General features: G+C 40.4%; 11 protein-coding genes and 1 pseudogene. 2 read left to right on the plus strand and 10 right to left on the minus strand.

What is annotated here, in order from left to right; translation table 11 throughout:
• Positions 1-49: 49 nt before the first annotated feature.
• Both MHB72_RS14740 and MHB72_RS14745 read left to right on the plus strand, forming a co-directional pair.
• Positions 50-1,420: a DUF3238 domain-containing protein gene (locus tag MHB72_RS14740; RefSeq protein WP_216919984.1), complete on the plus strand. Its 1,371-nt coding sequence runs from the start codon at positions 50-52 to the stop codon at positions 1,418-1,420.
• A 119-nt stretch (positions 1,421-1,539) separates the two neighbouring features.
• Positions 1,540-1,961: pseudogene (locus MHB72_RS14745) on the plus strand (sigma factor-like helix-turn-helix DNA-binding protein); the annotation flags it as partial.
• Between the two features lie 13 nt (positions 1,962-1,974).
• On the opposite strand, the gene MHB72_RS14750 reads toward MHB72_RS14745, so the two are convergent.
• The 10 genes from MHB72_RS14750 to MHB72_RS14795 form a co-directional block, all read right to left on the minus strand.
• Positions 1,975-3,444, minus strand: coding sequence for a TcaA 3rd/4th domain-containing protein (locus MHB72_RS14750; protein ID WP_340903154.1), 1,470 nt, complete (start codon positions 3,442-3,444; stop codon positions 1,975-1,977).
• A gap of 470 nt (positions 3,445-3,914) precedes the next feature.
• Positions 3,915-4,577, minus strand: a complete 663-nt coding sequence (locus MHB72_RS14755; RefSeq protein WP_216919982.1) for a hypothetical protein — start codon at positions 4,575-4,577, stop codon at positions 3,915-3,917.
• Between the two features lie 341 nt (positions 4,578-4,918).
• Positions 4,919-6,349: an MBL fold metallo-hydrolase gene (locus MHB72_RS14760; RefSeq protein ID WP_216919973.1), complete on the minus strand. Its 1,431-nt coding sequence runs from the start codon at positions 6,347-6,349 to the stop codon at positions 4,919-4,921.
• Positions 6,350-6,404: 55 nt separating this feature from the next.
• Positions 6,405-7,604, minus strand: coding sequence for an NAD(P)/FAD-dependent oxidoreductase (locus MHB72_RS14765; protein ID WP_216919971.1), 1,200 nt, complete (start codon positions 7,602-7,604; stop codon positions 6,405-6,407).
• A gap of 158 nt (positions 7,605-7,762) precedes the next feature.
• On the minus strand, positions 7,763-8,407 hold the full coding sequence (locus tag MHB72_RS14770; protein WP_216919970.1) for a response regulator: 645 nt from the start codon (positions 8,405-8,407) through the stop codon (positions 7,763-7,765).
• Complete coding sequence (locus MHB72_RS14775; RefSeq protein ID WP_216919967.1) at positions 8,382-9,464, minus strand: PAS domain-containing sensor histidine kinase; 1,083 nt, start codon at positions 9,462-9,464, stop codon at positions 8,382-8,384. The genes MHB72_RS14770 and MHB72_RS14775 overlap by 26 nt, the downstream gene beginning before the upstream one ends.
• A gap of 18 nt (positions 9,465-9,482) precedes the next feature.
• Complete coding sequence (locus MHB72_RS14780; RefSeq protein WP_340903163.1) at positions 9,483-9,818, minus strand: thioredoxin family protein; 336 nt, start codon at positions 9,816-9,818, stop codon at positions 9,483-9,485.
• Between the two features lie 360 nt (positions 9,819-10,178).
• Complete coding sequence (locus tag MHB72_RS14785) at positions 10,179-10,955, minus strand: sulfite exporter TauE/SafE family protein (protein ID WP_216919962.1); 777 nt, start codon at positions 10,953-10,955, stop codon at positions 10,179-10,181.
• A gap of 61 nt (positions 10,956-11,016) precedes the next feature.
• On the minus strand, positions 11,017-11,244 hold the full coding sequence (locus tag MHB72_RS14790; RefSeq protein WP_216919961.1) for a sulfurtransferase TusA family protein: 228 nt from the start codon (positions 11,242-11,244) through the stop codon (positions 11,017-11,019).
• Positions 11,245-11,278: 34 nt separating this feature from the next.
• On the minus strand, positions 11,279-12,406 hold the full coding sequence (locus MHB72_RS14795) for an MBL fold metallo-hydrolase (RefSeq protein WP_216919958.1): 1,128 nt from the start codon (positions 12,404-12,406) through the stop codon (positions 11,279-11,281).
• Positions 12,407-12,408: the final 2 nt, after the last annotated feature.

Raw genomic sequence — 12,408 nt, forward strand, 5'->3', positions numbered from 1 at the left:
AACTCCCTTTCTCTTGAAATCAATTTTTTCAAAGATCGGAGGAATTCCCATGAGAAAGTTTTTTGTTCTATCTTTCTTGCTAATTCTGTTTCTTTGTTTATGTTCAATACCTAAAGGTTATGCGAAAGAGATCCCTGATATTGAAACAAAAGTAAAAAATGGACATGTTACATTAAAGGTAAACGAAAAAGGAGACGAATACAAGTTTTTCAAAAATGGCGCACCAGTTTACGAAGGTGATTCTAACGAATACAGTGATGATGTGTCAACGATTGGAGATAAATATAAAATAGGGATCTTTCAAAAAGATAAGTTAAAGAAAGTGGTTACTCTAAACGTCTCCAATGATTTAGGAGAAAAAGCTTTAAATTCATCTGAAGAATCTTATGCCGAAGATTTAATGGCTTACCAAATTCAAAACGGTCACTTAAATGTTATAGCTGATGCTGAAAGCGTTCAGCTTTCATGGGATGAACTCCCTGACAAAGACGGAGTATATGAGGTTTATAGAGACGATCAAAAAATAGGTGAAACAACAAATCAAGAGTTTATAGACTACCATGTGAAATCAGGTGAAAAATACAACTACTCTATCCAAGTTAGTTTGGACCCGCCTGAAGCAAAGAAAAAAGAGATCGAGAAAAAGATAAAAGAGATCGAGAAAAAGATAAAAGAATCGGGTTCAAACCTTTCAGAAGAAGAAAAATCTAAAATCATGAGTGTCGAAGGTTCCCTCTCTGCAGTTGTAGATATGCCGGAAAACAAAGAATCATACTTAGAATCAAAAGATTCTGTATTAGCTGATGTAACGACTGACGAAAACTTTTCGATACAAGGAAAGCTACCAAAGGATAATATGAAGGCATGGGATTATAAAACTTTCATTCCTTACAAAACTGTTGCAGATCCTAAACCAGAGATTTCAAAAACATATTTAAAGGGGGATAATAGAGGTTTTTCAGATACATCAAGTAAATACAGAACACAGTCGATGGTTAATACACAATTTCATTCGCCGACAAGCATAACCCTGTTTAAAGATGTCAGTCAATCTGTAAGATGTAGCGACCCGGACTGCAAAAAAGTCATCGAAAGAAAAACCGCCAGTAGCTCTGGAATAAAGCTGCATATTACTAGTAAAAAAAGCGATTATCTCCATTGGACTGTAACACATGCAGTTGGAATACCATTCGGAAGCTATTATCCAAAGATTGACTACAGTTATAATGTCATGCTGACGAAGAGTATGGCATCCATTTCAGGTAAACATGACAAGGCTCCAAATCATGAATTTTATTTAAGTGCTCCATCCGCTTCAAAGTCAACAACAATCTACAGATATGCGGTTAAATCAAAGGATGACTTTTGGAATTTGTGGTTCTTCGCTCCTAAAAAGTCTTGGAAAACTGAACTCTTTTAGAGTTTAATAGTACGCCCTCCCCCTTCTACTATAATAAAGAACTTTTTTTATCCTAACTAATAGAAGGGGTTTTTCTTCCTTTGTTGCAACTAGAACACGATACTTTGTTAGAGTGTACCGCACTGTGTATAGAAAACGAAATTCTGATACATCTGAAAACTCAAAAGGATGATTCACTACACGAACCCCTCGGCCAAGATCAAGAAGGAAATGAAATTTCACTGATTAATGTGCTGAAATCTGAAAATGAGGATGTTATCGACACAATCCAGTTAAATTTGGAATTAGACAAAATAAAAAGACACATCAATATTTTAGATGAGCGTGAAAAACAAGTTATATTCGGAAGGTTTGGACTTAATTTTTTTTTTAAAAAAACACACAAAAAGAAATTGTAAAGGAACTCGGGATCTCACGCAGTTATGTTTCTAGGATTGAAAAACGCGCTTTAATGAAGGTGTTCCATGAGTTTTATCGAGAAGAAAAGGAAAGGGTTAAGAAAGAAAAACAAGCAGAAAAGAATTTAGCCCTTCAATCATGAAGGGCTAATCATCTTAAAAAGTTGTTTTGGCTACATCTTTGCTTGCCATATAATCATTATTCGATGACTCATAGTCATCTTTTTCACCTTCGATAATCCAGCTTTTTTTCTCTTCATCATATTGTAATGTTACGATTTCTTCATCGAAATTTTCTTCAAGCTCTGAATCCATAAATTCATAAACCTCTCTCGATTTCAGATGAAATTCCACAGGAATATGGATCAACTGTTTTCCCCCGCTGCCGTTTTCGTAAGTCACCTTAGAAAAGTCAATGCGAGTACCCAAAGCTTTTCCTTCATAGTAATTTTCTTTGTCATAATTCTTAATCACATCTATGTAGCTTTTCTTCAAATTGTCTGAAACATTTTTGAGCTTATTTGCATCTTTTTTCACTTTAGCTTCATTTCTATCCTTAGCAAAATCATTGATCTGCGATTTTAATTTTTCTCTCATATCATCGTTGACTATTGGATTAGGTGTAAGGTTATATTCTTCCGTAGTGTCTGATTGGACTGTGACTGCCTCGCTTTTTCCTTCTCCCCATGGAAATTCAGCTACTCCTTGGAGCTTAATTCCGTCTTTTACGGGGCCAAACTCCATATTTTCGGAAATAGACTCTCCTGATTCTTTCCCATCAACAAGTACCTTTGTATTCGGAATGTCAGAGTTTACAGAAACCGTATCACCGCTAAAATTAAGGCTGGCGGTTTTCTCAAATTTTTCAGGATCAAAAAGCGTCACTTCCGTTTTATCATCAACCGTTGTATAATCATACTTTTTGCTGCCTTTAATGGTATATACCCCTGGTCCAAAAACACCTAGCTCCTTGGAATCCTTACCTTGCATATCAATTGTTTCACCGTTAAAAGTAACATTAGCTCCTTTAGCTGCATGTACTTCTAATTTATAACCACGGGCCTTTAAAACGTATTTTTCGCCCCCAAAAATCCCTTTCTCCTTTGTGATATAAAAAGGACCAATATTAGATATACTTTCCCCAGGATATTGCTGCGAAATTAAATTATTGGCTTTTCCATCTGACTCATAGTAACTGGCCTGTGCATTCAATAGCATGATTTGATCTTTATAATCAGACTCATCATCTTTTAAATACTTGATTATACTTTCGGCTTCCCTTTCTTCCCACTTCGTTCCATTGTCAACTTTAACAAGTTTCAATAATCCCTTAGCATCTTCTTGTTTAATTTTTTCTTCAAATTCTTTTGCGAGATCTGAAGGTTCAGGGGATCTCCCTAAAATAAATAAAATGATTGCAAGGATTGCCACAATTGGCACTCCAATAAATAAAAATTTCTTTTTCATAAAATCCTCCTTGTTTATGCTATTACATACTATTCTATCATTTAAAAAAGGTAATTTACCCTTTTTTCCTCCAAAAAATCCTTTAATTCTATAAACACAAAGTCCCAGCTTTTTAAGCTGGGCTACACAACATCCTATAAGCTCTTTTTTATTCCACACCTTCTACATTCACGTAAAAACACTCCGTTTTAAAATAAATTTATGATTATTAAAACAAGAACACAAGTCAACAAATATTAATAAAATAAAATAGATGAAAACAATTGTTATTCACCAATAAAAAATAACTCCTTTTTAGGGAGTTGTTTTACTCTCTCTCCTTTAGCTAATATCTTAAGCTTTTGTCTTATCAAAACGATAAAGTACAGGTTGCAAAATATATAAACAAAACACAATCCAAATAAAAAGAGAGAACCACTTTACTATTGAATTCCATCCGCTCCAAAAAGACATAAAATAAAGTATTGGCAAAATAAAAATTAAACCAAAAAGCAATTTTGAAGCTGTTGTTTCCTTTAGTGGACTTTTACATCTGGGGCAAGTTGGCGTTTTTGTTCTAATAAGCTTATATTTTTCTCTAAAAGTAAACGGTTTCCTGCATATCGGACATTTGCTCATTTTCTCTCTCCTTAACAGGGCTTACTTTGTAAAAACCAGCTTGAGCTTTGTTGTTTACTTTGTTTTTTCTTATAGTACCAAGTGGACTTATGCTTATATTTATATTGTTTGTAACACATGCTTCCATCTTTCACAGGCTTCGAAGTTCTATATTGCTTGATTTTTACCTTTATTAATTTATCAAGTGTCTCTCCTACTGCTAATGAAGTTAAGGTTAAAACTGTTTGTTTTACTCTGCTCGCAGGAACCCTGGTCCATATACTTGTCAAAGAAATTGCCGCTCCAACCAAAGTGCCTGCCGGAACGTTATTTGTTACAGTCCCCATGTATACTTCTTTGTATGCTGATAAGCCCATTTCAAATTCTTTCTTTGATTCTAATATTACACCGTTTAATAAGGTCATGCCCGTTGCAGGGTTATATTGAATATGAGTCGTATGTTTATTTTCCGTAACGATGGCTTCAACGATTCCATTTTCATGGTATGTTGTTTCCAGCGTAAAATGCATCTGCCCATCCTTTACAATTTCCCTTGTCTTTTTCCCTGAGTAATATAGATCGTCAATGGCAGTTTTATGTTCTACAAACCCTTCAGCCGAGACAAAGTCATATGGAGTCACAAAAGAACCACCTGCAAAAAGCAGTACTATTAAAACATACATTTTCTTTTTCACACTTCTCCCCCTTGAAAATCCAAATAATTACTTTACATTTTATAAAAAGGGGTTATTTTGCACAACACTTTTGTCAATACCAATTTCCTAAAGTCAATAAAACGCTTTTTGTATACCAGAGGAATGTTCGACATCTTGGACGGAAAAAAGTCATCGTCGGCCGTTTCGGCCATGATTCGAAGGAAGAGAAAACGCGAAGAAGCGGGGCTGTGGAAAATGTTTCAGAGGTTTGATCGGACGGAGAAGGAAAAGCGAAAATAATATCAGTCAGAGGCCGGGAGTAAGACAATATCGGCCTCTTGACTCTTTATTCCATGCGCTTGAACAGAAATTTTCTTTCATTAAAATCCTCTGCAAGGGATTGTAATGGCAAGACCGTCTTTCTGCCATTGGACAATGCCGCCGCTCAAACTCAAAACTTGTTTGAAACCGCCGTTAGCTTGCAGGATGCTGGCCCCTATTGCAGATCGGGCTCCGGAATGGCATTGCACAAGGATCGGACAGTCTTTTCTAATGTCATCCAGACGTTCTTGGAGCGTTCCCAACATGATGTGTTGGGCATTCGGAATATGACCTTCCTGCCATTCAGTCAGATTGCGAACATCAAGCACGTGCACGAATCCGTCATCGACTAATTTTGCGATTTCAGGTGGTGTAATCTCCGCGTACGATTCAAGTGAAAAAGCACCGCTTGCCAGGATTTTGTCACGATCTATAAACCCTGCCGCATTGTCAATGCCCACAGAGCGCAGCGCTTCCAGGAGTTCGTTCACTTCGGCCGGATTCGTTATGAAGTACACAGGACGAGTGTAGTCGATGAGCCAGCCCGCCCAGTTCGTAAACGCCTTGTTGAATGGAATGTTGATCGTGCCTTTGATATGCCCTTCAGCAAATTCTCGGGAAGGGCGGGTATCCACAATCTGCTCTTTTCCCTGCAATTCTTTCACTTGTTCAATCGACGTAATCTCTGGAACAGCAGAAAGATCTTTGAGCAATGGAGGGCCTTCTTTATTTACTCGTTTCATCACAGCGAAATACGTTGGCGGTTCAGGTTGCCCGTCAAGCAAGGCTTTAACGAATTTTTCTTCATCGGTGTATGCCATTGCCCAGTTAAACATCTTTTCGTAGCCGACAGTCGTAGTTGGAATGGCTCCCAATGCCTTGCCGCAAGCGCTGCCTGCGCCATGAGCCGGCCAAACCTGCAAGTAATCCGGGAGTTGTTTAAACGTTCCGAGGGACTTGAACATCTCTCTTGCCCCCGATTCTGACGTTCCTTTGATCCCCGCCGCTTTTTCGAGCAAATCGGGTCTGCCGATGTCGCCCACAAAGACGAAATCTCCTGTAAAGATGCCGATAGGACGATCCGCATTTCCTCCGCCGTCCGTCAACAGGAAGGAAATGCTTTCCGGGGTATGGCCGGGAGTATGCATAACCTCAAACATCAGGTTTCCGATGGAAAAGCGATCGCCCTCTTTTACAAGTTGATGGTTCAATTCATCGACATATTGGTATTTCCAGTCTGCGTCTCCTTCATTGGAAAGATACAGTTTCGCTTGATGTGTAGCGCCGAGTTCGCGAGCGCCGGAAACAAAGTCGGCGTGAATATGGGTTTCTGCGGCCGCTGTGATGTTTAGCCCTTCATCTTCGGCTGCTTGCAAATATGGTTTCAGATTGCGGCCGGGATCAATGATAATTGCCTCCCCTGTTTTTTGGCAGCCAACCAGATAGGATGCATGGGCCAGTTTTTCATCGTAAAAATAGCGCAATAACATGTTGTATTCCCCCTCTTGAAACATTTATCGGAATATATCCTTTTTTGAGTTCGCATCACATCAGTCCTTTTAACATGCCATTCCAATACATGATGGGCAGCAATCTTCTTTTTAACAGGTACATGCTGAATCGTTCCTTGGACTGATCAAATGGAAACGTTTCTTGCGGCACCTTGTGATAGTCAAACTCGGCCAGCACGAGTTTGTTGTATCCTGTAACCAAGGGGCACGAGGTATATCCATCGTACTTTGCATCTAATGATAATCCTTTGATCAAGGACAACAGATTTCGCACCAAAACCGGAGCCTGTTTACGAACTGCAGCTCCTGTTTTGGACGTCGGCAGGTTGGCACAGTCACCAATTCCGAAAACATTGGCAAACTTTTTGTGCTGCAGAGTGTACGGATCAACATCGACCCAGCCGCCGGCATCCGCCAATGCGCTTTCTTTGATGAATAGAGGCGCTTTCATCGGCGGCGTCACATGAAGAAGATCATATGCTAATACTTCCTGCTCTCCCGTATCCAAGTTTTCGAACAAGGCTTCTTTTGAATCAGGCCGAATTTCGATTAGATTTCTCTTGTACATCGTTTGGATATCCTTGCGCCGGACGACTTTTTCGAGCGCATTTGCGTATTTGGTGACATCAAAAATGGTTGATTTCGCCGATGCAAAAATCATGTCCGATTGATTGCGAACATTTGACTTGCGAAAATAGTCGTCTGCTAAATACATAATTTTTTGCGGAGCTCCCCCGCATTTCACGGGAGAATCAGGATGAGTGAAAATGGCGGTTCCGCCTTTGAAATTGCGGATATTTTCCCAAGTGCTGTCTACCGTATGATATGAATAGTTGCTGCAAACCCCGTTTTTTCCAACCGCATCTTTCAAGCCTTTGACCCCGTCCCAATCGATTTGCAAACCGGCTGCTGCCACGAGATAATCATAGGAAACGATCGTTCCTTGTTTTGTAAGAAGTGTGTTCTGATTCGGCCGAAACTCCGTTACAGCATCGCCGATCAAGTCGACACCAGCGGGAATTAAGGAAGCTAAATCTCGCTCGGACTCTTCCTTCTTCGCTGCACCGCCCCCAACCAATGTCCACAAAGGCTGGTAGTAGTGCTTTGTTTGCGGGTCAATGATGGCAATTTGTCCTTTGAGTTTTTTAGAAGCCCGGACGAGACGGGCGGCGACAGAGATGCCAGCAGTCCCTGCTCCTACAATGACAATGGTATAACGAGCTTGTCTTGCCATAGTCAACCACCTTTTGTTTTAAAAAGTTGCTGTTTGTCTTAAAGATGTGTCTCTCGTTTTTTAAGTTACCATCCATCTTCCTTTTTTTGTATAGGGGAACTCCCCTACTTTTATTTGAGCCCCGTCTTCCCAAGCTGCCAAGGTTAAGGGGCCGTATGTTACAACGACAGATCGAGATATTTATTTTTGATCGCATATTGAATCAATTCGTGTTTCGAGTCCAGATCTAACTTCTGCATCATATTCGTTTTGTGGTTTTCGACGGTTTTGACGCTGATTGAGAGTTTATCGGCAATCTCCTTATTGGCATAACCCAGCACAATGAATCTGAGAATCTCCTTTTCGCGGACAGTTAATACAGAGGTCGGCTTTTTGGGCTCTGAATTGAGCCATTGATCAATGATGTCTTGCGATACAGATGTTTTGTAGAAGAGATTGCCCCTGTACACTTCGACAATCGCCTGATAAAGCAACCGATAATGGCTGTTTTTCAAGACGTAGCCATGCGCCCCCGCCTCTATTGCTTTTTGGACAAAAATTTCCTCATCATGCATTGTCAAAATCACGATTTTAACAGAAGGATTCAACTTTCGGATCTCACTGCTCGCTGTGAATCCGTCCAACCCGTTCGGCATCGACAAATCCATCAGCACGACATCCGGTTTCAACTGTGCGGTGTTAAAAACGGCTTCGTTGCCATTGTTGCTTTCTCCCGCAATCTCGATTTCAGAAAAACCTTCCAAAAGGACACGGATGCCCTTGCGAATCATCATGTGGTCATCGACCAGCAATACCCTGATCACTCCCCCTCCCCTCCTTATCCTGTACTTTCACTTTAATCGTCGTACCTCTCTGAAGTGCGGAGTGAATTCGAAGACTTCCTTCCATCTGATCGACTCTCTCTTTCATATGTTTGAACCCCAAGCCTTCTTCTGTCAGGCCGCGTTCAAAACCAATGCCATTGTCCTGAATCATCAAAACGAGCTCACCATCTTCTTTGTACAGTATGACTTCAATAAGTGTCGCCTGCGAATATTTCAGGGCATTATGCAGCGCCTCCTGAATGATGCGGTACAAATTGATTTCCAAAATCGGCAGCAAGCGATTGCTGACATTGCTTGAGGCAAACGTAATAGAAACATCCTGATGAGTCTTGTTTAAGCTGGAAACAAGGTGCTCGACAGCAGGAATCAGCCCCAGCTGATCGAGACTGTGCGGCCGCAGCTGGAGAGCGTAGAGCTTGACGTCTTGGATCGCCTTTTCCAATTCATCGATGATTTCCTGCATGTACTCTCTAAATGTTTCTTCCTGCTCCATGCGCGATTGAATCGCTTGAATGCCAACTGAGACCGAATAAAGCGATTGCCCTACACCATCGTGCAGTTCCTGGGCCAGCCGCTTGTGTTCGTTTTCCTGAGCTTCTAACGTTTTTTGCAGAACCAGCTTGGAGATTCTGGCTTCCTCTTCCTTTTTCTTCATCGTTAAATCTTTCAGGACCAAAAGAACTTCCATTTGATCGCCGTTTTCAGAAATGACAGCCGTACTCATCTCCATGTCGACGAATCGCCCTTCATAGGTGGGCATCGAGGAGAGAAAATAAGGAACTTCTCGCTTGGCCAGCAAATAACAACGCGCTTCTCCCGCTTCCAATTTTCTCGTTTGGCAGTAGGAACAATACGGAACCTTGTCCCCTAATTTCCATCCCGTCATCTTCTCTGCGGACGGGTTCATCACCAGAATTCGGCGTTCCTGATCCATCATGATGATTCCATCCTGCAAATGGTCGAAGATCTGCCTTAAATAGCCGCTTTCCATTGAGATTCCTTCTTCTTTATACCGAGTCGGGTTTTGACACATCATGGACCCTCCCTTAGCTATCTATTCCTCATACAACTGATAGACTCTTTTTAACTTTTGTTCAAGCTGCTCAAAATGAACAAAACGCGCTTCTCTTAGACATTCGGTTCCCTCAATAAACAAAAGAAGCACAGGAACTGTGAAGACTGAAAACTTGCCGGCAACCTCCTCCACTCTATCAGCGTTGATATGCCCTAATTTAATCTTTGGAAAGCGAGTCAACAGTCCTCTAAGCTGCGGCAGAACAGCGTGACATACTGTACATTGAGGCCTTGATATATATATAAAACTTAATTTATGACCGGTTATAAACTTCTCAATTGCCACCATTGAAGTCAGCTCTGTAATCTCTTTCATCCAATTCCTCCTTTAAAATGAAATTTTCTCTGATCTGTTTATCTTAAATATGAATTTAAAATATCAACCTAAACTTTCACTGTTGTCATCATAATAACGAATATCAGAATCCTTGTGAGAAACGGGCACCGATCAAGAGTTTTACCGGCCAGAGAAGGGAAAGTGCTCATCTTATTGACTCATAATTGTTTAACTCCCATAATACCCATTAAACCAATAAGTTTTTTCACAACTATTTAAACCTGTCCAAATCGCCATTATTAAAAAGAATGTCATCCAGCGCTTGAAACGATGATTGAATGCGATCGAGTTTCCTAACATGAAAGCAATCGACTATTGAACCTGTTGGGGCTTTCATTTTCAAAGGTATCCTAACCAGATTTTAATGGCTGTCGCTGCTATTAATAGAGCTAAAACCCATTGCAGGAATTGTGTATTTACCTTTTGTCCAACTTTTGCGCCAAGAGGAGATGCAATTAAACTAGCGATCATAAGAACCAGAGCCGGCCCAAAAAGCACCTGTCCGGTCATTACTTTTCCAACTGTTGCGCCGATAGAGGAAATAAACGTAATCGCAAGAGATGAAGCAACGGTGATTCTTACAGGAATATTTAAAATCGATAACATAATAGGAACTAAGATAAAAGCGCCGCCAGCTCCTAAAACACCTGATACGCCGCCAATAATAAAGGCTAAGGACGAAGCTAACCATTTTTGAAATGTGATTTCTTCGCCTTCCCTATGTTCTTGTCCTTTTTTAGGTGTAAACATTAATATAACAGCTATAATAGCCAAAATTCCGTATATGAAATTCATTCCTTGTTCAGATAAACGATGAGAAAAGTAACTTCCCAATACACTCCCAATCAGGATACTGCTTCCCATGTAAGTGATTAATGGTTTATTTAAAAAACCACTCTTACGATAAGCCCAAACACCGCCAAGTGTTGCAAAGAACACTTGAATCGCTCCTATCCCTGAAACTTCATGGGCTGTTAATGACATCACTCCCGCTAGAGAAGGAATGTACAACAACATAGGATAATTAATAACAGATCCGCCAATACCAATCATTCCGGAAATAAAAGCGCCAATAAACCCTATCATGAAAATCGTGATCATAAAGGCAATATCCACTTTGGTTTCCTCCTTTTCAAAGGAAAAGGGTATCTTTTGATTCGATACCCTTTTACATCCATTAGCCTTTTTTAATCCAGACTTTCAGTACATCGCCCTCTTCAGTTTGCTCTAAAAGGTCATGTCCGCCAGATTTAGACCAAGCATCAAGATCATTTTTAGCTCCCTTATCTGTTACATGAACTTCTAATATTTGACCTGATTCCAGTTCATTCATCGCTTTCTTTGTTCTGACGATTGGCATTGGGCATGCCAGTCCTTTTGCGTCTAATACTTTATCTGATTTCATATTCATCTCTCCTCTTTTTAGATAGAAACTTGTGTTACCGAATTGCACATCGGTTTGGCCCAATCTCCATCTCACGCTGTTTTTCTTCATCAGGATTGATTTTCCCCATGTTTGTTTCACGAATTTCTTGGTATGCATGAGGTTGCGGAGGCAAATGATCTGTCACCAGGTGTCTGAATTCTGTTTCATTCGCAATGTTCAAACCATGGTTCTCGGTAAATAATGTACTTAGTTTTTGACCAACACTTCCATCCTCATTTAGCTCATCAATGATCATAAAGTGTGCCGGTAATACGATTAAATCCTTCGATAACGCTTTGTAGCGGCTATAAAGCGTTTTTCTTAAATCTCCTACCCAATCTTCTGCCATACCTGCTAAATCTGGTCTGCCAATGGAATCGATAAACAAGATATCTCCTGAAAGAAGATACTGATCATCGACAATGAAAGAAGTGGAGCCAATGGTGTGCCCAGGAGAATAAATCGGTTGAATTTTAATCTTTGTATTTCCGATGATGATATCATTTCCTTCTTCCAATGGTTGATAATCGAAGACCACTTCTTCAGCATCTTTCGGCGGCAGCCAATAGGTTGCTTTTGTTTTTTCAGCAATGATTCTGCCGCCTGAAATATGGTCTGCGTGAAGATGTGTATCAAATACGTGAGTAATCATTGCGCCTTTTCCCTCAGCAAAATCTATAAAGACATCCGCCATGCGTGTCGCATCGATAATCGCTGCTTCACCATTGGAAATGACCATGTATGACAAGCAGCCTTTCCCGATTCGAACAAACTGATACACTTCACCGCCGTCTTGTAAATCCCCGACTTTTACCGGCTCTAAATGCTCACTCCATGCTTTCATCCCCCCCTTAAGATAGGATACAGAAAGACCTGTTTCAGAAAGCATTTCAGATACCATGACGGATGAACCTTCTTTTGCGCATACGACTAGCACTTCTTTATCGGATGGAATGTTCTCTAAGATATCTTCTACGCCATCTAAAAGATCAAAATACGGTACATTTAAATGGTCAACATCATGCCCTTCAATCTTCCAATCGCTAAAATCATGTTCATTACGTACATCCAGAATAAACAAAGGTACCTTGTTAAAGATTTTTTGTGTCACTTCATTTGCGGTAAGTGCTTGTACGGCCATGT

The organism is Bacillus sp. FSL K6-1284, from assembly GCF_038002625.1.
GTDB classification, from domain to species: Bacteria; Bacillota; Bacilli; order Bacillales; family Bacillaceae; genus Bacillus; species Bacillus paralicheniformis.